Raw genomic sequence first — 19836 nt, forward strand, 5'->3', positions numbered from 1 at the left:
GCCCCCATTGTCTCGCATGCTTCAGTCGTCTTGAATGTGATCGCGCGTTTCGGTGCGCGCCAACACCAAGGCCGTGATGTGCGTTGCACCCGCTGCGCGCAAGGTTCGCGCGGCTTCAAACAGTGAGGCGCCCGTGGTCATCACATCGTCCAGCAAAACCAAGCGCTGGTTTTTGACGCGTGTCATGCGCGATGGGTCGACCCAGAAGGCATCGCGCACATTGTCAAATCGGGCATCGCGTTCGGCGCCAACTTGGTGTGCGCTGTCTGTCGCGCGTCTCAGGGTGTGGGCATCCGCTTTGTCTGGCGCGAGATGACGGGCCAGCTCAAAGGCTTGGTTAAAACCGCGTTCGCGCAGTCGTTGGGCAGACAGAGGCATGGCGATCACGGCAGAGGCTGCTTCGAGAGCTGGTTCTACCCAAGGCGCATGCCGCATGACCTCGGCCAAGCTGCGACCTAAGCTTGGATCTGCATGAAATTTAAAGCGTGCGACGCACTCGGACCATGGAAATGTGTAACTCACAGCGGCGACGCAAGCATCCAGCGGTGGTGGGCTTGGGTTGCAATGCGGGCATGTGGTTTGGGTGAGGGTCAATGCGCAGGTGGGGCAGCGTGGCCGTGGCTGCGCGAAGAGCGCCATGCAGTTTTCACACACCGGTCGGCTGGGCCAGGCTTGGCAAATCTGGCAAAGGCTGGGCCACTGGCGCGCCTTGAGCCATGGACCCAACCCATGTCCGAACAAGGCTTTGCTGCGGGATGCGAACGTCATGCCTCAATATACTGCTGACCCATGTCTGATACACCTGCCGACCGCCCCCCAACCCTTGACCCCATTGCCAGCGCCCGTTGGGCGCAGTGGCCACACGCCGAGTCGCCTTGGCTGAACGAAGAGGTGGGACGTCGCATGGCGGACCGCCTGCAATGGATTCGCCTAGAACCACAGCGCTGGGTGGACTGGGCGCCTGTCAGCGGTGGCCTCCATACCCACCAAACCGTGCGCGCGCGTTACCCCAAGGCGCAGTGCGATGTGGTCGAGCCAACCCCCGCGCGTCAAACGCAGGCGCAAAAAGCGCTGCAAACCCCGTGGTGGAAACGGTTGGGGCGCCTTGACCACATGTCGGTTGCCCAACCAGCGCCTGGTTGTGCCGATATGGTGTGGGCCAACATGGCGCTTCATACAGCCGCTGATCCACAGGCTCTGCTGCGTGAATGGCACCAAATGCTGGCGACAGATGGGTTTTTGATGTTCTCGTGTCTCGGACCAGACACTTTGCGCGAGCTCAACGCGGTCTATGCCCATGCGGGGTGGCCGCCTGCCTGCCATGCCTTCACCGATATGCATGATTGGGGCGATATGCTGGTGCAAGCGGGTTTTGCTGAGCCAGTCATGGACATGGAGCGCATCACCCTCACGTATGACAGCCCAGCGAGTTTGTTGGCCGAATGCCGAGCTTTGGGGCGTAATTTGCATCAAGACCGGTTTACTGGGATGCGGGGACGCGGTTGGCGAGCTCAACTGGAACAAATGCTGTTGACGCTGGCCCAGCCTTCGCCAGACGGTCGTTTGGCCGTCACGGTTGAGGTCATTTATGGCCATGCACTGAAACCTTTGCCTCGCGCCAAAATGGCCAGCCAAAGTACGGTGACCCTGCAAGATATGCGCTCACTGCTGGGGCAGTCAAAGCGGGATTGAGCCTTGCTAGAATCCTTGCTGGATATTTATAGGACAAACACCAACACTTTGCATTGAGTTAAATCAGTGTTTGTTGTGTTTGTAATGCTGAAAGCTATCAATTGAGGCAATCTAACGTGATGAAGAACAATCTTTTACAAAAGGTGGCTTCGGGTTTGCTGTTCGCCGCCGCCTGGGCGAGTACAGCAGCTTGGGCTGTGAATGACTTGCCCGGAGGCCCGGGCGTCAGGCAACTGAATTTGCAAGCCGGTGCGACAAAAATTGCCCAAGAGCAAGGTTGGTTGCATTGGTTCATGCTGATCATCTGTACGGTGATTTTTGTGGCCGTGTTTGGTGTGATGTTTTATTCCATCTGGAAACACCGCAAATCCGTGGGTCACAAGCCTGCTTCTTTTCACGAGTCTGTCAAAGTTGAAATTGCATGGACCGTCATTCCTTTTGTGATCGTGATCTTGATGGCGCTTCCCGCCACCAAGGCCGTGGTCGCTCAAAAAGACACCTCCAATGCTGACCTGACCATCAAAGCGACGGGTTACCAGTGGAAATGGGGTTACGACTACCTCAAAGGCCAAGGCGAGGGCATTGCCTTCATTTCGACTTTGGACAACGCACAGCGCGAAATGTCGAACAACGGCGCCAAAGGCGTTGACTTGGATGACTACTTGCTCAAAGTTGACAATCCTTTGGTCGTGCCTGTGAACAAAAAGATTCGCATCATCACCACCGCCAATGACGTGATTCACGCCTTTGCTGTGCCCTCCTTGGGCGTGAAGCAAGACGCGATCCCCGGCTTTGTGCGTGACACGTGGTTCCGTGCCGAAGCGGTCGGTAGCTACTACGGCCAGTGCCAAGAGTTGTGCGGCAAAGAGCACGCTTACATGCCCATTCACGTCAAAGTGTTGAGCGCAGAAGACTACAGCGCATGGGTGGCGGATCAGCAAAAGAAAATGGCTGCGTTGCAAGACGATCCATCGAAAGTGTGGACCTTGGACGACATCACCAAGCGTGGTGAAAAAGTCTATGCAGCCAATTGCGCGGCATGTCACCAGCCTAACGGCAAAGGTGCAGGCCCGATCAAGCCACTCGACGGCGCAGCTGTCGTGTTGGACGCTGACAAGTCCAAGCAAATCAAAATATTGTTGAATGGTCAAAATAACTTGACGATGCCAGCTTGGAAGCAACTGAGCGACACCGACATTGCGGCCGTCATCACATACACAAAAAATAATTGGTCGAATAAGACCGGCCAGCTGGTTCAGCCTGCTGATGTCAAAGCCGCCCGTTAATTCACTAGCGTTTAGAAGGAAAACATCATGAGCGCAGTACTCGACTCTCACGGTCACGCAGTGGGCGACCACGGCCACGACGACCACCACGGTGCCCCACACGGCTGGCGCCGTTGGGTTTACGCGACCAACCACAAAGACATTGGTACTTTGTATATGTTGTTCGCATTTGCTATGTTGATGATTGGCGGCGTTTTGGCGCTGTTGATTCGCGCTGAGCTGTTCCAGCCCGGCTTGCAGCTGATCAACCCTGAGTTGTTCAACCAACTTACCACCATGCACGGTTTGATCATGGTGTTCGGCGCCATCATGCCGGCCTTCGTGGGTTTTGCGAACTGGATGATCCCGCTGCAAATCGGTGCGTCTGACATGGCTTTTGCCCGTATGAACAACTTCAGCTTCTGGTTGATGATTCCTGCGGCTGCCATGTTGGCCGGTTCGTTCTTTATGCCCGGTGGCGCTCCCGCTGCGGGTTGGACTTTGTATGCACCTTTGACCCTGCAAATGGGTCCCTCGATGGACGCTGGTATTTTTGCCATGCACATCTTGGGTGCTTCGTCCATCATGGGTTCGATCAACATCATCGTGACCATCTTGAACATGCGCGCCCCTGGCATGACCTTGATGAAGATGCCTATGTTCGTTTGGACATGGTTGATCACGGCTTACTTGCTGATCGCGGTGATGCCTGTGTTGGCCGGTGCCATCACCATGACGTTGACGGACCGCCACTTCGGCACTACGTTCTTCAACCCCGCTGGTGGCGGTGACCCGATCATGTACCAGCACATTTTCTGGTTCTTCGGTCACCCTGAGGTGTACATCATGATCTTGCCGGCCTTCGGCATCATCAGCCACATCGTGCCTGCATTTGCACGTAAGCGTTTGTTCGGTTACGCCTCCATGGTGTACGCCACTTCGTCGATCGCGATTTTGTCGTTCATCGTGTGGGCGCATCACATGTACGCCACAGGCATGCCTGTGACCGGTCAGTTGTTCTTCATGTACGCCACGATGTTGATCTCTGTGCCAACGGGCGTGAAAGTGTTCAACTGGATCGCGACCATGTGGAAAGGCTCGATGACTTTCGAGACCCCCATGTTGTTTGCTGTGGGCTTCATCTTCGTGTTCACGATGGGTGGTTTCACCGGTCTGATTTTGTCGATGGCTCCGATTGACACGCAAGTGCAAGACACGTACTACGTGGTGGCTCACTTCCACTACGTGTTGGTGGCAGGTTCCTTGTTTGCCATGTTCGCTGGCTTCTACTACTGGTGCCCTAAGTGGACCGGTGTGATGTACAACGAAACACGCGGCAAGATTCACTTCTGGTGGACCCTGATCTCGTTCAACGTGACCTTCTTCCCCATGCACTTCTTGGGCTTGGCCGGCATGCCACGTCGCTACGCTGACTACCCCATGCAGTTTGCCGATTTCAATGCCCTGGCTTCGGTCGGTGCCTTCTTCTTCGGTTTTGCTCAGGTTTATTTCTTCCTGTTCGTCGTGGTGCCCGCCATGCGCGGCAACGGTGTGAAAGCTTCTGCCAAGCCTTGGGAAGCTGCGGAAGGCTTGGAGTGGGAAGTTCCTTCTCCTGCACCTTTCCACACCTTTGAAAACCCACCCAAGCTGGATGCCACTGCAACCCGCGTGATTGGTTAATGATGACGACGCCCGAGCAGCGCAAAAAAAACTTCCGCATGGGCCTGATCTTGGCCTCTGTGGCGGTGGTCTTCTTTGTTGGCTTTTTCGCCAAAGTCATGCTGTTGAATCGCTGAAGCCATGTCCACCACACGCAATAACTTGCTGATGTTCAAAAAGCTGCTCGTCGTGGCAGCTGGCATGTTTGCGTTTGGGTATGCCTTGGTGCCCATGTACAAAGCCATTTGCGAGTTCACGGGCATCAACATCTTGGCTTTGGGCGAGCGTGAGTTACCAGGCGCGGGCTCTGCTCGTGCCAAAGTGACCAACACGCAAATTGACACCAGCCGCACCATCACGGTGGAGTTTGATGCCAATGCCCGTGGTCCTTGGAAGTTCAAGCCTGCGCAAAGCTCGTTGCAAGTTCATCCGGGCGAGATGATGACGGTCATGTACGAATTTGAAAACGTGCAAGACCGTGTCATGTCGGCCCAAGCCATTCCCAGTTATGCGCCACGCCAAGCGGCGGCCCATTTCAACAAGCTGGAATGTTTTTGTTTCAACCAATACACCTTGGCACCTGGCGAGAAAAAGCAGTGGCCCGTGGTGTTTGTAATTGATCCTAAATTAGGCAAGGATGTGACCACCATCACTTTGTCATACACCTTCTTTGAGGTGGGCTCTAAGACCCCACCTGCACCGACAGCTGCCTTGGGTGTGCTGCATCAAACAGGAGAAGGCGTGTGAGTAACAAAGGCTCTTTGTGGCGTTCTGTGCGCGCGGTAGCTTGGTCGTTTATCGGAATTCGCAAAGGTAGCGGGTTTCAAGAAGATGTTGCCAACATCAAACCTTTACATGTGCTGGGTGTGGGTGTTGTGGCAGCGTTGTTGTTTGTGATTGGGTTGATCGTGTTGGTCAATCTGGTCGTTGCTAAATAAGAATTGAAGGAGTGAACATGAGTAGCACCGCACACGGTTCAACACCGTATTACTTTGTGCCCCACGAGTCGCGCCATCCGGCGTTTGCTGCATTGGGTTTGTTTTTTGTGATCTTGGGTGCAGGCCAATGGATCAATGGCGCAGATTGGGGCAAATATTCTTTGTTCTTCGGTCTTGCTGTTTGGCTGGGCGTGTTGTACCAATGGTTTGGCGACGCCATCGCTGAAAGCGAAGGCGGTCAGTACGGTCACAAAATTGACTTGTCTTACCGTTGGAGCATGAGCTGGTTTATCTTTTCAGAAGTGATGTTCTTTGGCGCGTTCTTCTCGGCTTTGTGGTGGGCTCGCTCGCACTCAGTGCCAATGTTGGGTAGCTTGGACAACGCCTTGCTCTGGCCTGATTTCAAAGCTGTCTGGCCTTCGATGGCTGCAGGTATGACTGCTTCACCCGCCGGCATCATTGAGCCGTTCCAAACCATGACACCTTTCTGGTTGCCCACCATCAACACGGCCTTGTTGTTGAGCTCTGGCGTGACTTTGACGGTGGCTCACCACGCAATCCGTGAAAACCATCGCTCGACCGCGATCAAGTTCATGTGGTTGACCGTGTTGTTGGGTGTGGTCTTCTTGTTTGTTCAAGGCTACGAGTACTACCACGCGTACCATGAAATGAACTTGAAGCTCACGTCGGGCATTTACGGTTCTACCTTCTTCATGTTGACCGGCTTCCACGGCTTCCACGTCTTCTTGGGCATGTTGATGCTGTTGGTCATCACCTTGCGTTTGCAAAAGGGTCACTTCACGGCAGACAAGCACTTCGGTTTCGAAGGCGCTGCTTGGTATTGGCACTTTGTGGACGTGGTGTGGTTGGGCTTGTACATCCTGATCTACTGGTTGTAAGTCAAACAGATCACCCGTGAAAAAGGCCGCATGTGCGGCCTTTTTTGTTGAGATCACGAACGGTGGATGTTTCGATCATTGACCCGCTGCGATGCCTGTTGGGTGGATGAATCCAAGTTTCCAGCCGATCAAAATAAACAAAAAAATCAGGATTGAAAATCCGACGCGAAAAGCCAAAGCTTTCACCATATTGTTTGATTTTGCTTGCCCATTGCGACCGTCTCGCATCATGAACACAAGCGCGGAGCCCAAGCTCACCAAAATAGCCAAGAACGCAATTGCAACAATGAATTTCATAAGCACCATTATCTCTTTACCGCGCAGCCGTGCTTTCGCATGGGTGACGCTGGCCATGTGGGTCGGTGTGGCGGTGACGGTGCGTTTGGGTTTTTGGCAACTGTCGCGTGCCGATCAAAAGCAAGCGCAGCATGCTGCCATCGTGGCGCAACAGTCTGCGCCTGTATTGAGTACCGAAGCTTTGCTGGCTGAGCCTGCGTTGTTTGCACAATTGCACCGTCGCGTGCAGCTCCAAGGGCGTTGGTTGCGCGAGCACACCGTTTATTTGGACAACCGCCCCATGCAAGGTCGTGCGGGCTTTTGGGTGGTGACGCCTTTGGCCTTGAATGATCACACCACCGTGCTGGTGCAGCGCGGCTGGATACCACGCAACAGCCAAGATCGCTTGCAGCTAGCGCCCATCGAGACGCCAATAGGTGTGGTTCAGTTGCAAGGCCGCTTGGCACCACCGCCATCGTCCGTGTTGAGCTTAGGTCATGCTGAGGCAGATGCCAGCGCTGACTCAAGGACTTCCAACATTCGGCAAAATCTAGACCTCGATCAAATGGCTGCGCAAGTGGGTGCCCATTTTTCTGCGACTGTGCTGCAAACCGATCCGGCATCGGATGGGTTGCTGCGTGAGTGGCCTGAAATTGCCTCTGGAATCGACAAAAACCTCGCCTACGCCTTTCAATGGTTTGCCTTGGCTGCTGTGCAGCTCATGCTTTATCTTTGGTTTCAATTCATCATTCCTTATCGCCATGTCCGACGCTCCACGCCCTGAATCCGATCATCCCTTAGGGATGACGGTGTACGACTTGCCTTCACCGAACGCCGTCGCGCAAGCCGATGCCAAACGCACCCAGATGGGTCGCTTGCGAATGCTGGCTGTGCTGCTCATTTGTGCGGCGCCCGTGCTGGCGTCCTACTTCACCTATTACGTGGTGCGACCTGAAGGGCGTCGCAACTTTGGTGAGTTGATCCAGCCTACGCGTGCGTTGCCCAACGTCACGGTGCAAAGTCTGGAGGGGCAGCAAATTCAGTTGCCTGAACTCAAAGGCCAATGGCTGTTGGTCAGCGTGGCTGATGCCGCTTGTGATGCCACCTGTCTGCGCAATTTGTATTTGCAGCGCCAAATTTTGATGAGCCTAGGCAAAGAGCGCGATCGCACGGAGTGGGTGTGGTTGGTTACCGACAAGGCCAATGTGCCCGCTGAAATCATGCCCGGTTTGAAAGAGGCGAATGTTTTGCGCATTGACCCGCAAGCCTTGCAGCCATGGTTGGTTCCTGCCGAGGGGCAAGCTTTGAAGGACCATTTGTTTGTGGTCGATCCACATGGCGAATGGATGATGCGTTTCCCTGCGCAACTCAGCGATGAAGGTGCCCTCAAAGCCAAAAAAGATTTAGAGCGCTTGCTGCGTGCTGCAGCCGCTTGGGACGAAGCAGGCCGTTGATGCAAAACTTTGACTTCGGCCCAGTTCTTCACCTGTTGGTGATGGGCGCGCTCGTCGCGATGGTTCCACTGTGTTGGGTTTGGCTGCGTAATCCGCGCGCCTCAACGGCCAGACGTGTTCAGCTGCTCACTTTGGTGACACTTTTCTTGACCTTTGATTTGGTGTTGTTTGGTGCGTTCACCCGCTTGACCGATTCCGGTCTGGGTTGTCCCGATTGGCCGGGTTGCTATGGACACGCCAGTCCTGTGGGCGCACAAGCCAGCATTGCCGTAGAGCAAAGCCAAATGCCCACCGGCCCTGTGACGCACACCAAAGCTTGGATTGAAATGGTGCACCGTTACATGGCCATGGCGGTGGGCGGACTCATCTTGACTTTGGCGACGTTTGCTTGGGCACGCCGCTGGCGTGGCGGCAGCTACGGGGGTGTGGCGTGGCCAACTTTCACCTTGGTTTGGGTGTGTGTCCAAGGCGCGTTTGGTGCCTTGACGGTTACGATGAAGCTGTTCCCGCTGATCGTCACTTTGCACTTGATGGGGGCTTTGGTGTTGCTGGCTTTGTTGACCTTGCAAGTCCAGCGTGATCGTCTGCAAAGTGGTGCGGCAACGGCTTCGAACATGTCTACTGGGATGTTCATGGCCACGCTGCTGGGGTTGGTGGCGCTGACCGTGCAAGTGCTGTTGGGTGGCTGGGTCAGCACCAACTATGCGGTGTTGGCTTGCAACACTTTTCCGCAGTGCCAAGGCAGCTGGTGGCCGCTGATGGACTTTGAGCAGGGCTTTACCCTGTGGCGTCACTTAGGGCAAAACGCACAAGGCGAGCCTTTGACATTTGAGTCCCTCACGGCCATTCATTACGTGCATCGACTCGCAGCGTACTTGGTGTTGACTTATTTGATGTGGCTCGCCTTGCGTTTGCGTCGTGTCGCTGAATCGCCCGCAAAGTTGTTGTTGGGTTTGTTGTTCTTGCAGTTGCTGACGGGGTTGTCCAACGTGGTGTTGGATTGGCCTTTGGTGGCTGCTGTGTTGCACACCGGTGGTGCCGCTGCGATGGTGGTGGTGTTGGTGTGGTTGTTAACGGGTGCGCGTGTGTCGCGTACCGCTTTGAATTGATTGTTACGAGACCCGTTTTATGAGCCTCGCTGTGCCTTTCCTCATTCGTTTGCGTCAGTTCAATGCACTGACCAAGCCCCGCGTGATCCAACTCATCGTGTTTTGCGCCTTGATTGGCATGGTGTTGGCTGTGCCCAGCGTTCCTTCATGGGACGAAGTCAAACTCGGCGCTTGGGCCTGCTTGGGCATTTGGTTCGTCGCCGGAGCCGCGGCTGCCTTCAACTGCTTGGTGGAAAAAGGCATCGATTCACGCATGAAACGCACGGCTTGGCGGCCCACAGCCAAGGGTGAATTGAGTGACGCCGAGACGCTGGTGTTTTCAACCCTCATGTGCGTGGTCGGTTCTTGGATTTTGTATGCCTTGGTCAACCCGCTCACCATGTGGCTGACCTTTGCCACGTTCGTCGGTTATGCCGTGATTTACACGGTCATCTTGAAGCCCCTGACTCCGCAAAACATCGTGATCGGTGGCGCCTCGGGGGCTATGCCGCCTGTGTTGGGTTGGGCCGCCATGACGGGCGATGTGGGGCCTGAAGCCTTGATTTTGTTCCTCATCATTTTCTTGTGGACACCGCCGCACTTTTGGGCCTTGGCCTTGTACCGCGTCGAGGATTACCGCAAATCGGGCTTGCCTATGTTGCCGGTGACCCACGGCAATGAATTCACACGCTTGCAAGTGTTGCTTTACACCTTTGTGCTGTTTGCGGCTTGTTTGATGCCTTTCATTTATCGCATGAGCGGTTGGTTTTACTTGGTCAGTGCGATCATTTTGAGTGTGGGTTTTTGTGGCTACGCGTTCGCACTTTGGCGCAATTACTCGGATGAGTTGGCGCGCAAGACCTTCCGCTTTTCGCTCATTCATCTGAGCTTGCTGTTCGCAGCGCTCTTAATCGACCATTACCTGTGATGACTCCAACCCGACGTTTTTTCAGCGCATGTGCCCTGGCTATTTTGGCGATGGCTATGACGGCTTGTGCGCCTGACAAACCCAAGTTCAACGCCATTGATGTGACAGGGGCCGATTACGCCAAAGGCTTCACCTTGACCGATCACCACGGACAAACGCGCAGTTTGAGCGACTTCAAGGGCAAAGTGGTGGTGCTGTTTTTTGGCTACACCCAGTGCCCTGACGTGTGCCCCACCTCAATGGCTGAGCTGGCCGAGGTCAAACATTTGTTGGGGGCGGATGGCGAGAAGTTGCAGGGTGCGTTCATCACCGTCGATCCTGCCCGAGACACCGCTGAGTTGCTCAAGGCCTACATGGGCAACTTTGAGCCGACGTTTGTGGCTTTTATTCCCACGCCTGAGCAATTGGCCGCTGTCGCCAAAGACTATAAGGTGTACTACAAACGGTCCGAGGGTAAAACACCCACCAGCTACACCATGGACCATTCGGCCGGCAGCTACGTGTACGACACACAGGGCAACTTGCGTCTTTACAGCCGTTACGGTAGTGGGGCTCAGGCGCTGGCGCAAGACATTCAAGGGCTGTTAAAAACTCGTTAATTATAGATTTTTATTCCACCATCTCAAATGTATTAGGTGCCATTTTTGCTATTCTTATATTGATCTCTTGAAAATTCTGATTTGTAATTTTTTGAATTTCATCTTTAGTGTAGATGCAACGAACGCCTAGGATAATTTCTTTTAACTTGATGTGTTCATTGAAGTTGAAATAATAATTGTCATTATCTAACACGGCATCTCTCAGAGGGATGAAGAATCTCTGCTCTTTTTCGTAATGCCAGTGATAAAATTTTGTTCGTATTAATTTGTCAATCATCAATTCGCCATTCAGAATAAATTTCTGAAATTCGTCATAATATATATTTACACGTTCGTTGGTGTACGTTACTTTACTCAAAATTTCATCTGAGATGTCGAACCCTAGTGCGATTCCTTCATGCTTGTTTGCATAATGGCTCCAAAGTAAGGGATTTCTCCAGTTCTCACTGAAGCATGTTAAACCGTATTCATGGTTGATTTTTTCTTTAAAATTTTCTATTGCCTTTTTGTTTCTTAAATCTTGCAAGTTAAATTCCATAAATTCAAATGGATCATTTAATTGATTTATTCGAGATATTTTTAAACGGCTTAAATTTAAATTGCTAATGCCATATTGGCTTGGCGTTAAATAGTAAACTCTCATAATTACTAGTTGCAGCTTGTGTTTACTGAATTCCCCCATTTCGTAGATGTACAGTTAATATTCATGGGAGGTTGTGGCGCATAAGACGCTGCTCTTGGGTTGTTAAGCATTCTTAAGCCCTGCTCCAATTGATTTAAGCCTTGCTGTTGTTGTTGTGACTGTTGTTGCCTAATTGAAAAAGCTTGTGAGTTGTTAATTGCCTGTTGCTGTAATAATAATGACACTTCTTGTTGCGCTTCATTTCTAAGATCATCAGTAAGTTTTCGAACAGCGATTAACATTTTGCTTGAAACTTCTTGATTTAGTTCTGAACGAGCTTGATTTGCTTGTGCTATTGACCATTCCTTTGAAGTTAATTTTGCATATATGTAATCAGACTTATTTGCAAAATAAACTGGAACCTCATTTAAGTGTGGCACGCTGGACATAGACTCTCTAACTAAGTTTCTGCATCTCCTAAACTCAGGCAATACAGCTTGCAATGCAATATTTTGTGATTGAGATATTTTTTTGTTTGTACTCATGAGTTCAATTTTATTCGAACTATTTTCATCTTTGTATAAAACCTCTTTTAGCACAAGTTGTGCCTCGGTCGATTTGAATGCTGCTTCGTTACAAGATTTTCCGTTTGCAAGGCTATTCTTGATAGCATCGACGTAGGTGTTTTCCTTTTTTGTTGCATTAAGAATAATTTGTCTATTTTCTTGAGAGTTTTCTGTATAGTTGCTTTTCAAGTTTCCTTGATTTTGAGCGCATCCAAATAACAATAAGGAGATTGCCAAAAGAGATATTAAATTTTTTATGGTCATGCTTGCTTCCTAAATTTATAATTTAATTTTACATATGGTTGTCACTGCTGTCAAATTTTTTGATTTTCTTTTCAAAGAAAAATGGCCGCAATTGCGGCCATTTTCAGATCTGCACGAAGAAATTGCTTAGGCGTATTCAGCCAAGGCTGTTTTCATTTTCTTCATCGCCGCGACTTCGATTTGGCGAATGCGTTCAGCACTGACGCCGTATTCGGCGGCCAAGTCGTGCAGGGTCATGCCACCTGAGCCGTTGTCTTGCACTTTGAGCCAGCGCTCTTCCACGATGCGGCGGCTGCGTGCGTCCAACACGTTCAGCGCTGCTGTCAGTCCGTCCGAGGCCAAGACATCGCGTTGGTGCGCGGCGATCATGGCGGTGGGCTCGTGGTTGGTGTCGGTCAAGTAGGCGATGGGGCCGTAGGCGTCTTCGTTGTCATCGCTGGGCGTGGGGTCGAGCAGCACGTCGCCACCGGACATGCGCATTTCCATCTCGATGACTTCTTCGGGTTTGACGTTGAGCTTGTGGGCGACGGTGTCAATTTCGACCGCATTCAAGGTGTTGCGGTGCGTGGAGGCATCGCCTTCGCCCGCATCGGCTTTGAAGCTTTGCTTCATCGAGCGCAAGTTGAAAAACAGCTTGCGTTGGGCTTTGGTCGTGGCGACCTTGACCATGCGCCAGTTCTTCAAGATGTATTCGTGAATCTCGGCTTTGATCCAGTGCATGGCGTAGCTCACCAAGCGCACGCCTTGGTCGGGATCGAAGCGTTTCACGGCTTTCATCAAGCCCACGTTGCCTTCTTGAATCAAGTCAGCATGGGGCAGGCCATAGCCCAAGTATTGGCGCGACACAGACACCACCAAACGCAGGTGTGAGAGCACCAGCTTTCCAGCGGCTTCGAGGTCGTTGTTGTCGCGCAATTTGCGGGCGAACTCTTGCTCTTGCTCCAGCGTCAGCATGGGCAAGCGGTTTGCCGCCGTGATGTACGCATCGATGTTGCCCAGCGGGGGCACCATCGACCATGGGTTCACGACGGAGAGGGGCGCAGCATGTGTCAAATTTGTCATTTTGTAGTCCTTTCGGATACCAATAACTCAATATTAGCACTTGCAAGGGGAGAGTGCTAAAACCTAGAAAAATTAGGGTTTACCCTTTTGCGTGGCGGCGCGTGTTGCGTGCGCTGTTCAGCGGCATGGCGCTGTCATGGTGGGCGTTGCGGCCTTGATGGTTTCCGTTAAGTTCGTACGCAGACGGCGTCGGCAGCAGTTGCTGCAAGGTGTGGCGCACTTGGATCAAGCGCGGATCATCTGGCATGGCGTCATCGGTGGTGTCGTTGATGCAAAAGAAATCGAGCTGGCCAAATTGTGTTTTCAATTGCTCAAGCGCTGGACCGACCTGCGCATCGCCAGTGGCGACGTACAGGTGTGAGTGGTCTTTGATTTGGGCGATGCCGTGCGCCAGAGCCCAGCGCAGGACAAAGTCCGAGACGATGGTGGGCTTGTCCCAGCTGCGAAAAACGGTAGAGCGCACACGCGCAAACATGTCGGCCGCTTCGTCTTCTAGCGCCATCAAGATGGACTTCAGCATGGGGCGCGGCGAATGTGCAAAGGTTCGTGCCGTGTGTGTGTACGCCGGGTCGAGCTGGTGCACACGTTTGGGCTGAATCCATGCGCCGGGCTGCGCCTCTGCTGCTGCCTTGAGCCATTCTTTTGACAGACGGCTGGCGTTTTCGAGCGACGTGGCATCGGTTTGCATGGCATGCCCCACGACCTCGGGGTCGTCAGACCACGCGACGTAAAAGCCGCCCTCAAAAAACCAATCGCTGACTTGCACGGGGGCGCCAAAGAACACGTCATCGTTGCAATAGAAATAACGCTCCGCCAACCCAGTAATGCGGTGAATGTAAGACTCGATATTGCCCGAGTCGAACGTGGGCAAGGAGACTTCTGGAATCAAATCACGGTGATCGATCAAGCTCAGCCGGTTGGAGGGTTTCAGCCATGCGGGCACTTGCCCGTCGGTGACGATGTAGATATGGCCGTGATCAGGAAAAAACTGCGTCAGTGCGCGCAAGCTGTAACGCAACTCGTCGTTGTCTCGAAAGCGGCCCTCCACATTGCCGAAGCGGGCGATGGTTTGGTTGCCTTGTGGGCTCAAGAGATCAGAGGCGTTTTGGCGTTTGGCACGCCATCCATCGTCGTTGCCATCGACCCAGAGGTAAACGATGTCGATGGGTGAAGAAATTTGCATCCCCTATTTTAGAAGTGAGGGCTTAGCCTCGGTTAAATTGGGCCTATGTCCGAACCTCAATTTTTACCCCCCGCCGTTGCACTCGAACAGATGTTGCCTGAGTTGCAAACCAAAGGTTATGCGGTCTTGGGTGCGCACGATGTGGCGCGGTGGGCGCATTGCAGCCTCGCTGAACTGAACGCCTTATGCAGCGACTGGCATGACATGCCGCCAGATCTTTATTTGAAAGACGGTGGCCATTACCGCCGCCGCCGTCATTCATGTTTTGCGTATCAGGCTGGCGTGTTGACACAAGTGGCGCACAGGGCGCATTGGCAATCGCTCGATTACAACGCGTTGCACGGGGGCATGCAGCGTTGGTTTGAGCCGATGCGCTCGGACACCGTTGCGCTGCCTGTGTGGCAGCAGTTGATAGGCGCCTTTGGCGAGACAGCGCAAGCCCTTCGAGCATTCAAACATCCTGATGCGCCACGCACCCAAGGTTGCATCGAAGCGCATCAATTTCGCATTGACACCACCGATGGCATTGGACGCCCCACACCCGAAGGCGCGCATCGTGATGGCGTGGATTTGGTGGGGGTGTTTATGGTCAATCGCACGGGTATCAAAGGCGGTGAGACGCGTGTGTTTGAAGCGCAAGGCCCTGGCGGCCAGCGATTTACCTTGACCGAGCCTTGGTCTTTGCTCTTGTTAGATGACGCTCGGGTGATTCATGAAACCACGCCTATTCAGCCCTTGGCGCCCAGCGGCCATCGCGACACCTTGGTGTTGACGTGTTTGGCAGGCGCGTTTCAAAAAGAAGACGCCTAACGAACACGCTGTGGTTCAGCAGCGCATGGACAGCTGAAAGACGGAGTTGGGCGCGCGCGGAATGAACATCTCGGGCAGGGGTTTGAATTTGAAGCGATTGTTGGATGTGCCACTCGCTGGCGTGTCCCACTCACGCACGTCGACCAACTCGGCCAAGGTGGTGGCCGTCAGGTGGCGCTCAATGACTTGCTGCAATCCCAGTTCAAAGTCGGTGCTGACCAACGCGCCTTCGTGTGGGTTGGCTGGGCTGGTGATGAGTGGTGTTTCAAAAATCTTGGCGATGTCCCACACCGTGACAAAGGACGGGTCCGCATCCATTTGATAGCCGCCGCCTGGGCCTTTGCCGGAGCGGATCAAGCCTTGTGCTTTGAGGGCTTTCAAAATACTTTCTAAGTAGGAGACCGACAAGTTGAGTCGCTCGGACATGGCTTTGGTGGTCAAAGGCCGGCCTGCAGGCTGACTGGCGATGGCCAGCACTGTTTTCAAGGCGAAATCTGTTTTATTGGAGATCATGAATAGTTTTTCTGATGTATTGCGTAGGATTATCTGGTTTTCATTCTTATTTGTCTATGTTTTATGATTTTATTTAGGTTTTATCTACTCAAAATCTATTCATTTTCAGAGGCGTGCATGGCTCTAAAATTCATCTATCTTTATTGAAGATCAACTCAGAATCCAAAGGACACGCATGGCTGATATCAACCCAAACAACAACAACCTCGTGATTGGTGAGGGCGTCACATTCAAGGGCTCTATCGCTGCGCCTGGCAAGGCTGTGATCAACGGCAATGTGACCGGCGAACTCATCGCGGATGACTTGTTGATCGGTAACAAAGGCCAAGTGACTGGCACGGTCCGCGCACGCGAAATCGATGTGCACGGCGAGCTGAACGAAGACATTATTTGCAAAGAGCATTTGTTGATTCACAGCACAGGCAAAGTGTCGGGTACCTTGGAGTACCACGAGCTGGAAATCCAACGTGGTGGCCAATTCCGCGGCAACATGACCCAAAAATAAGCCATGCGCTGAATGACAAAGCCCGCTGTTGCATGCAACAGCGGGCTTTTTTTGTGGCGCTGAAAGGACGGGTGGTGCTTACCAGCGCCAACCAAAACGGCGCAACAACACTTGCGCCACAAACAAAGGGCCAATCCAGAGGTATTGCAGATCTTCAAAGAACGAAGGTTTCTTGCCTTCCAGTTTGTGCCCGATGAATTGTCCAATCCACGCCAAGACAAAGACGCTGGTGTAAATCAGGACCTGTTGTGCATGCAAAGAGGTGATGGCCATCCACAGCACGGAACTCCAGAGCAACATCAGAACGGCGGCACGTTGCGACAAACGCAGGTAATACACCATGCTGGCGCTGAGAAATACCAACGCCGCCACAGGATGCAGCGCATGAATCAGACCCACCAAGCTGTACATGATGAGCGGCACGCACACGCAATGCAAGGCTTCGTTGGTGGCGTTTTGATGGCTTTGCGCGTAATGGGCGATCAAGGCATCGATGCGCCGTTCGGGGGCATCGCCTAGCGCGTGGTCGTGGACGGGATCGTTGACGTTCATGCGCAGGTTCCTTGCATTTGAGTGGGTGATTTAACCGAGCAGCGCCTCGGCAAATTCTTGGGCGTTGAAGGTTTCTAAGTCTTCCACAGATTCGCCGACGCCAATGAAATAAACCGGCACGACCGATCCGCCCGCAGCGGCGCGCGTTTGGCCCCACAAGGCAATGGCAGCCAGCACGCCGCCTTTGGCCGTGCCGTCGAGTTTGGTGACGATCAGGCCGGTGAGGCCCAAGGTGTCGTCAAAGGCTTTGACTTGTGCCAAGGCGTTTTGACCTGTGTTGCCGTCAATCACCAAGAGCACTTCATGGGGCGCGCTGGCTTCGGCCTTTTGCACCACGCGCTTGATTTTTTTCAACTCTTCCATCAGGTGAAGTTGGGTGGGCAGGCGGCCTGCGGTGTCGACCAGCACCACGTCTTTGCCGCGCGCACGGCCTGCGGTGACGGCATCAAAACTGACGGCTGCCGGGTCGCCGCCTTCTTGGCTGACGATCTCGACGGTGTTGCGGTTGGCCCAAATCGCCAGTTGCTCTTTGGCGGCCGCGCGGAAGGTGTCGGCCGCAGCCAACAGCACCGAAGCGCCGTTGTCACTGAGATGGCGTGTCAGCTTGCCAATGGATGTGGTTTTACCGGCCCCGTTGACGCCCGCCACCATGATCACTGTGGGCTTGTGCGCACCAATGACGAGTTGCTTTTCGAGAGGTTGGAGCAAGTGCGCAATGCTGGCCGCCAACAAAGCCTTGACGGCGGATGGCTCGGTGGTGTGCGTGTCTTTGACGCGTTGCTTCAAATCTGCCAACAAGTACTCGGTGGCTTGCACGCCGGTGTCGGCCATGAGCAACGCGGTTTCGAGCTCTTCGTACAGGGCATCGTCAATTTGGGTGCCCGTGAAGACGGTGCTGATGCTTTGGCCGGTGCGACGCAAGCTTGCGCCCAAACGTTTGAGCCAGCTTTGACGGGGGCGCTCAGCGGGTTCTGCCATGGCCGCGCTTGGCGCGGACGCCTCAGGGGCGGGGGCGCTTTGAGGCGTGTCGACAGGGGGGGAGATTTTTTTCTTGAAAAAGCTAAACATGTGCGGAGGTTTCTAGAATCAAGCCATTCTATGAAACCCATCACCCCCACTCCCCAAAAGCCAGCCAAGCCGCACAAAGGTGCTGGCGAAGTTCGCATCATCGGCGGCCAATGGCGCCGCACCAAGTTGCCCGTTGCGTTGAAACCGGGCTTGCGTCCTACGCCTGACCGCGTGCGAGAGACCTTGTTCAACTGGTTGGGCCAGTCCTTGTTCGGTTGGCGCTGTGTGGATCCGTTTGCAGGCACGGGGGCTTTGGGTCTTGAAGCGGCCTCACGCTATGCGGCGCATGTGTTGCTGTGCGAGGTCGACCCAGCCTTGGTCGCGCAATTGAACAACCAGGTCACGCGCCTGAAAGCCACAACTGTGCATGTGCAGCGCACCGATGGCGTGGCGTGTCTCAAACAACTCATGCCGTCCAGTGTGGATTTGGTCTTTTTAGACCCGCCGTTTGACAGCGCCTTGTTTGAGCCCGCTTTGCAGGCCGCAGCCAAAGCCATCAAACCCGAGGGGTGGGTGTATTTAGAGGCTCCAGCGGCGTGGGCCGACGAGGCGTTGGCGCCTTTGGGCTTGATGCAGCATCGCCATTTGAAGGCGGGTGCGGTTCATGCGCATTTGTTACGCCGCATCGCTTGATGTGTTTCATCGTTAGAAATTTGCAGGAGCGTCCATGTCCAAGCCCGTGATTGCCATCTACCCTGGCACGTTTGACCCCATCAGTTTGGGCCATGAAGACATCTTGTTGCGCGCTGCCGCCATGTTTGACAAGGTGATCTTGGCCGTGGCCACAGCGCATCACAAGAAAACCTTGTTCACCTTGGACGAGCGCATGGACATGGCGCGTGAGGCCATGGCGGCGCACCCCCAAATTGAGGTGGCACCTTTTACGGGTTTGGTGCGCGACTTTGCACGTTTACACAACGCCAAAGTCATGGTGCGTGGTGTACGTGCGGTCACCGACTTTGATTACGAATTTCAACTCGCGGGTATGAACCGCCAACTCATGCCCGATGTGGAAACCGTGTTTCTCACGCCAAGCGCAGAGTACCAATTCATCTCCAGCACGTTTGTGCGTGAAATTTCGATGCTCGGTGGCGAGGGTGATGGCCGTAACCTGGTGTCGCCAGGCGTTTATCAGCGCTTGATGGCCAAAAAAGCAGCCGCTGCTTGATGCCCGCATGACCGAGTTCTTGCTCATCCGCCACGGGGAGACCGATTGGAACCGCGAACTGCGTTTTCAAGGCCAAATTGACGTGCCGCTCAATGACATAGGGCTGTTGCAAGCACAACGCTTGCAACGCCGTTTTGAAGACGGCTTGACGGCTTGGCAGCGAGAGGGGCGTGTGCCCACGCGTTTGATCAGCAGTGACTTGGTACGTGCCCAGCAAACGGCCCAAGCCGTGGCGCAAGCCTTGGGCCAGTCGTGTGTGACCGAAACGGGTTTGCGCGAGCAGTGCTTTGGCGTGTTTGAGGGCTTGCGTGCTTCCGACATTCAGGCTCAGCACCCCGATGCTTGGCAGCGTTGGTTGAAATTTGATGCGCATTACGCCGTGGAGGGCGCGGAGAGCACGCAGGTGTTCTATGACCGCGTGATCGCGGCGATGGCTTTATTGGCGCAGCAGCACGCCGGTGAGCGCTTGGTGGTGGTCACCCACGGCGGTGTACTCGACATGATCTGGCGCCATGCCCAAACCTTGTCCTTGAATGGCCCGCGTGTCTGCGATATTCCCAATGCTGGCTTGAATCAGGTGGTTTGGCGTGACGCCACGCTGCATATCCTTGACTGGGCCGATACGGCGCATTTGGCAGATATGCCGCCGCAACCGCTTTACCGTCAAACCGTTGCCAAAGCCACGCCAGCAGACGCCAAGCTGTGACAAGCAACCGCACGGCCTG

The 19836-nt window shown here is 53.9% G+C and carries 26 protein-coding genes; 17 read left to right on the forward strand and 9 right to left on the reverse strand.

The window, feature by feature from the left end; translation table 11 throughout:
• Window positions 1–21 precede the first annotated feature (21 nt).
• A complete protein-coding gene (locus tag C5F52_RS13385) occupies window positions 22–768 on the reverse strand; it encodes a ComF family protein (RefSeq protein ID WP_236657867.1) in 747 nt (248 codons plus the stop codon).
• A 21-nt stretch (window positions 769–789) separates the two neighbouring features.
• On the opposite strand from C5F52_RS13385, the gene C5F52_RS13390 reads away from it, so the two are divergent.
• The 7 genes from C5F52_RS13390 (at window position 790) to C5F52_RS13415 (ending at window position 6453) form a co-directional block, all read left to right on the forward strand.
• Window positions 790–1692, forward strand: a complete 903-nt coding sequence (locus C5F52_RS13390) for a methyltransferase domain-containing protein (RefSeq protein ID WP_104798857.1) — start codon at window positions 790–792, stop codon at window positions 1690–1692.
• Window positions 1693–1811: 119 nt separating this feature from the next.
• Complete coding sequence (coxB, locus tag C5F52_RS13395; RefSeq protein ID WP_104798858.1) at window positions 1812–2978, forward strand: cytochrome c oxidase subunit II; 1167 nt, start codon at window positions 1812–1814, stop codon at window positions 2976–2978.
• Window positions 2979–3005: 27 nt separating this feature from the next.
• Entirely contained in the window at window positions 3006–4637 is a 1632-nt protein-coding gene (gene ctaD / locus C5F52_RS13400) for a cytochrome c oxidase subunit I (protein ID WP_104798859.1), read from the forward strand.
• A gap of 2 nt (window positions 4638–4639) precedes the next feature.
• Window positions 4640–4753, forward strand: a complete 114-nt coding sequence (locus tag C5F52_RS30235) for a cytochrome oxidase small assembly protein (RefSeq protein ID WP_236657876.1) — start codon at window positions 4640–4642, stop codon at window positions 4751–4753.
• A 4-nt stretch (window positions 4754–4757) separates the two neighbouring features.
• Window positions 4758–5363 carry a cytochrome c oxidase assembly protein gene (locus C5F52_RS13405; protein WP_104798860.1) on the forward strand — a complete coding sequence of 202 codons (606 nt, stop codon included), beginning with the start codon at window positions 4758–4760 and terminating at the stop codon, window positions 5361–5363.
• Window positions 5360–5554 (forward strand): DUF2970 domain-containing protein, encoded by a 195-nt coding sequence (locus C5F52_RS13410; RefSeq protein ID WP_104798861.1) that lies wholly within the window; start codon window positions 5360–5362, stop codon window positions 5552–5554. Before C5F52_RS13405 ends, C5F52_RS13410 begins: the two co-directional genes overlap by 4 nt.
• A 17-nt stretch (window positions 5555–5571) precedes the next feature.
• A complete protein-coding gene (locus C5F52_RS13415) occupies window positions 5572–6453 on the forward strand; it encodes a cytochrome c oxidase subunit 3 (RefSeq protein ID WP_104798862.1) in 882 nt (293 codons plus the stop codon).
• A gap of 75 nt (window positions 6454–6528) precedes the next feature.
• Here C5F52_RS13415 and C5F52_RS13420 read toward each other — a convergent pair whose 3' ends face one another.
• Window positions 6529–6807 carry a twin transmembrane helix small protein gene (locus tag C5F52_RS13420; RefSeq protein WP_369952046.1) on the reverse strand — a complete coding sequence of 93 codons (279 nt, stop codon included), beginning with the start codon at window positions 6805–6807 and terminating at the stop codon, window positions 6529–6531.
• Here C5F52_RS13420 and C5F52_RS13425 point away from each other — a divergent pair.
• Genes C5F52_RS13425 through C5F52_RS13445 form a run of 5 tightly spaced genes read left to right on the forward strand, consistent with a single transcriptional unit; the run spans window position 6806 to window position 10798 of the window.
• Window positions 6806–7513 carry an SURF1 family protein gene (locus C5F52_RS13425; RefSeq protein ID WP_236657868.1) on the forward strand — a complete coding sequence of 236 codons (708 nt, stop codon included), beginning with the start codon at window positions 6806–6808 and terminating at the stop codon, window positions 7511–7513. The two genes, C5F52_RS13420 and C5F52_RS13425, sit on opposite strands and share 2 nt — an antisense overlap.
• The gene (locus C5F52_RS13430; RefSeq protein WP_236657869.1) at window positions 7491–8183 is read left to right on the forward strand and encodes a hypothetical protein; all 693 of its coding nucleotides are present in this window, start codon (window positions 7491–7493) and stop codon (window positions 8181–8183) included. The genes C5F52_RS13425 and C5F52_RS13430 overlap by 23 nt, the downstream gene beginning before the upstream one ends.
• The gene (locus C5F52_RS13435; protein WP_104798866.1) at window positions 8183–9292 is read left to right on the forward strand and encodes a heme A synthase; all 1110 of its coding nucleotides are present in this window, start codon (window positions 8183–8185) and stop codon (window positions 9290–9292) included. The genes C5F52_RS13430 and C5F52_RS13435 overlap by 1 nt, the downstream gene beginning before the upstream one ends.
• 19 nt (window positions 9293–9311) lie before the next feature.
• A complete protein-coding gene (gene cyoE / locus C5F52_RS13440) occupies window positions 9312–10199 on the forward strand; it encodes a heme o synthase (RefSeq protein ID WP_104798867.1) in 888 nt (295 codons plus the stop codon).
• Window positions 10199–10798, forward strand: a complete 600-nt coding sequence (locus tag C5F52_RS13445; RefSeq protein ID WP_201747018.1) for an SCO family protein — start codon at window positions 10199–10201, stop codon at window positions 10796–10798. Before cyoE ends, C5F52_RS13445 begins: the two co-directional genes overlap by 1 nt.
• A gap of 10 nt (window positions 10799–10808) precedes the next feature.
• Here the strand turns inward: C5F52_RS13445 and C5F52_RS13450 are convergent, their stop codons facing one another.
• The 4 genes from C5F52_RS13450 to C5F52_RS13460 all read right to left on the reverse strand — a co-directional run bounded on the left by C5F52_RS13450 (window position 10809) and on the right by C5F52_RS13460 (window position 14495).
• A complete protein-coding gene (locus C5F52_RS13450; protein WP_161499701.1) occupies window positions 10809–11441 on the reverse strand; it encodes a DUF2971 domain-containing protein in 633 nt (210 codons plus the stop codon).
• A gap of 5 nt (window positions 11442–11446) precedes the next feature.
• A complete protein-coding gene (locus tag C5F52_RS29675) occupies window positions 11447–12250 on the reverse strand; it encodes a hypothetical protein (RefSeq protein ID WP_146100084.1) in 804 nt (267 codons plus the stop codon).
• A 126-nt stretch (window positions 12251–12376) separates the two neighbouring features.
• Entirely contained in the window at window positions 12377–13312 is a 936-nt protein-coding gene (rpoH, locus tag C5F52_RS13455) for an RNA polymerase sigma factor RpoH (protein ID WP_104798870.1), read from the reverse strand.
• 79 nt (window positions 13313–13391) lie between these two features.
• Window positions 13392–14495: a Stealth CR1 domain-containing protein gene (locus tag C5F52_RS13460; RefSeq protein WP_104798871.1), complete on the reverse strand. Its 1104-nt coding sequence runs from the start codon at window positions 14493–14495 to the stop codon at window positions 13392–13394.
• A gap of 45 nt (window positions 14496–14540) precedes the next feature.
• Here C5F52_RS13460 and C5F52_RS13465 point away from each other — a divergent pair, with 45 nt between their 5' ends.
• A complete protein-coding gene (locus C5F52_RS13465; RefSeq protein WP_104798872.1) occupies window positions 14541–15305 on the forward strand; it encodes a 2OG-Fe dioxygenase family protein in 765 nt (254 codons plus the stop codon).
• 15 nt (window positions 15306–15320) lie between these two features.
• Here the strand turns inward: C5F52_RS13465 and C5F52_RS13470 are convergent, their stop codons facing one another.
• A complete protein-coding gene (locus C5F52_RS13470) occupies window positions 15321–15818 on the reverse strand; it encodes an Rrf2 family transcriptional regulator (protein WP_104798873.1) in 498 nt (165 codons plus the stop codon).
• Window positions 15819–15993: 175 nt separating this feature from the next.
• Here C5F52_RS13470 and C5F52_RS13475 point away from each other — a divergent pair, with 175 nt between their 5' ends.
• A complete protein-coding gene (locus C5F52_RS13475; protein WP_104798874.1) occupies window positions 15994–16323 on the forward strand; it encodes a polymer-forming cytoskeletal protein in 330 nt (109 codons plus the stop codon).
• Between the two features lie 78 nt (window positions 16324–16401).
• On the opposite strand, the gene C5F52_RS13480 is transcribed toward C5F52_RS13475, so the two are convergent.
• Together C5F52_RS13480 and ftsY are read right to left on the reverse strand one after the other, a co-directional pair.
• On the reverse strand, window positions 16402–16875 hold the full coding sequence (locus C5F52_RS13480; RefSeq protein WP_104798875.1) for a DUF962 domain-containing protein: 474 nt from the start codon (window positions 16873–16875) through the stop codon (window positions 16402–16404).
• Between the two features lie 30 nt (window positions 16876–16905).
• Window positions 16906–17943 (reverse strand): signal recognition particle-docking protein FtsY, encoded by a 1038-nt coding sequence (gene ftsY, locus C5F52_RS13485; protein ID WP_104798876.1) that lies wholly within the window; start codon window positions 17941–17943, stop codon window positions 16906–16908.
• Between the two features lie 30 nt (window positions 17944–17973).
• Here ftsY and rsmD point away from each other — a divergent pair, with 30 nt between their 5' ends.
• Genes rsmD through C5F52_RS13500 form a run of 3 tightly spaced genes read left to right on the forward strand, consistent with a single transcriptional unit; the run spans window position 17974 to window position 19817 of the window.
• Entirely contained in the window at window positions 17974–18576 is a 603-nt protein-coding gene (gene rsmD, locus C5F52_RS13490) for a 16S rRNA (guanine(966)-N(2))-methyltransferase RsmD (protein ID WP_104798877.1), read from the forward strand.
• A 34-nt stretch (window positions 18577–18610) separates the two neighbouring features.
• Window positions 18611–19111, forward strand: coding sequence for a pantetheine-phosphate adenylyltransferase (coaD, locus tag C5F52_RS13495; RefSeq protein ID WP_104798878.1), 501 nt, complete (start codon window positions 18611–18613; stop codon window positions 19109–19111).
• Window positions 19112–19118: 7 nt separating this feature from the next.
• Window positions 19119–19817: a histidine phosphatase family protein gene (locus tag C5F52_RS13500; protein WP_104798879.1), complete on the forward strand. Its 699-nt coding sequence runs from the start codon at window positions 19119–19121 to the stop codon at window positions 19815–19817.
• The last annotated feature ends 19 nt before the right edge of the window (window positions 19818–19836 follow it).

The organism is Limnohabitans sp. TS-CS-82 (genome assembly GCF_002943475.1).

Bases quoted from the DNA above. Each gene is read 5' to 3' on its own strand.
- C5F52_RS13385 (WP_236657867.1), bottom strand. From the start codon at position 768: ATGACGTTCGCATCCCGCAGCAAAGCCTTGTTCGGACATGGGTTGGGT.
- C5F52_RS13390 (WP_104798857.1), top strand. From the start codon at position 790: ATGTCTGATACACCTGCCGACCGCCCCCCAACCCTTGACCCCATTGCC.
- coxB (WP_104798858.1), top strand. From the start codon at position 1,812: ATGAAGAACAATCTTTTACAAAAGGTGGCTTCGGGTTTGCTGTTCGCC.
- ctaD (WP_104798859.1), top strand. From the start codon at position 3,006: ATGAGCGCAGTACTCGACTCTCACGGTCACGCAGTGGGCGACCACGGC.
- C5F52_RS30235 (WP_236657876.1), top strand. From the start codon at position 4,640: ATGACGACGCCCGAGCAGCGCAAAAAAAACTTCCGCATGGGCCTGATC.
- C5F52_RS13405 (WP_104798860.1), top strand. From the start codon at position 4,758: ATGTCCACCACACGCAATAACTTGCTGATGTTCAAAAAGCTGCTCGTC.
- C5F52_RS13415 (WP_104798862.1), top strand. From the start codon at position 5,572: ATGAGTAGCACCGCACACGGTTCAACACCGTATTACTTTGTGCCCCAC.
- C5F52_RS13425 (WP_236657868.1), top strand. From the start codon at position 6,806: ATGTGGGTCGGTGTGGCGGTGACGGTGCGTTTGGGTTTTTGGCAACTG.
- C5F52_RS13420 (WP_369952046.1), bottom strand. From the start codon at position 6,807: ATGGCCAGCGTCACCCATGCGAAAGCACGGCTGCGCGGTAAAGAGATA.
- C5F52_RS13430 (WP_236657869.1), top strand. From the start codon at position 7,491: ATGTCCGACGCTCCACGCCCTGAATCCGATCATCCCTTAGGGATGACG.
- C5F52_RS13435 (WP_104798866.1), top strand. From the start codon at position 8,183: ATGCAAAACTTTGACTTCGGCCCAGTTCTTCACCTGTTGGTGATGGGC.
- cyoE (WP_104798867.1), top strand. From the start codon at position 9,312: ATGAGCCTCGCTGTGCCTTTCCTCATTCGTTTGCGTCAGTTCAATGCA.
- C5F52_RS13445 (WP_201747018.1), top strand. From the start codon at position 10,199: ATGACTCCAACCCGACGTTTTTTCAGCGCATGTGCCCTGGCTATTTTG.
- C5F52_RS13450 (WP_161499701.1), bottom strand. From the start codon at position 11,441: ATGAGAGTTTACTATTTAACGCCAAGCCAATATGGCATTAGCAATTTA.
- C5F52_RS29675 (WP_146100084.1), bottom strand. From the start codon at position 12,250: ATGACCATAAAAAATTTAATATCTCTTTTGGCAATCTCCTTATTGTTA.
- rpoH (WP_104798870.1), bottom strand. From the start codon at position 13,312: ATGACAAATTTGACACATGCTGCGCCCCTCTCCGTCGTGAACCCATGG.
- C5F52_RS13460 (WP_104798871.1), bottom strand. From the start codon at position 14,495: ATGCAAATTTCTTCACCCATCGACATCGTTTACCTCTGGGTCGATGGC.
- C5F52_RS13465 (WP_104798872.1), top strand. From the start codon at position 14,541: ATGTCCGAACCTCAATTTTTACCCCCCGCCGTTGCACTCGAACAGATG.
- C5F52_RS13470 (WP_104798873.1), bottom strand. From the start codon at position 15,818: ATGATCTCCAATAAAACAGATTTCGCCTTGAAAACAGTGCTGGCCATC.
- C5F52_RS13475 (WP_104798874.1), top strand. From the start codon at position 15,994: ATGGCTGATATCAACCCAAACAACAACAACCTCGTGATTGGTGAGGGC.
- C5F52_RS13480 (WP_104798875.1), bottom strand. From the start codon at position 16,875: ATGAACGTCAACGATCCCGTCCACGACCACGCGCTAGGCGATGCCCCC.
- ftsY (WP_104798876.1), bottom strand. From the start codon at position 17,943: ATGTTTAGCTTTTTCAAGAAAAAAATCTCCCCCCCTGTCGACACGCCT.
- rsmD (WP_104798877.1), top strand. From the start codon at position 17,974: ATGAAACCCATCACCCCCACTCCCCAAAAGCCAGCCAAGCCGCACAAA.
- coaD (WP_104798878.1), top strand. From the start codon at position 18,611: ATGTCCAAGCCCGTGATTGCCATCTACCCTGGCACGTTTGACCCCATC.
- C5F52_RS13500 (WP_104798879.1), top strand. From the start codon at position 19,119: ATGACCGAGTTCTTGCTCATCCGCCACGGGGAGACCGATTGGAACCGC.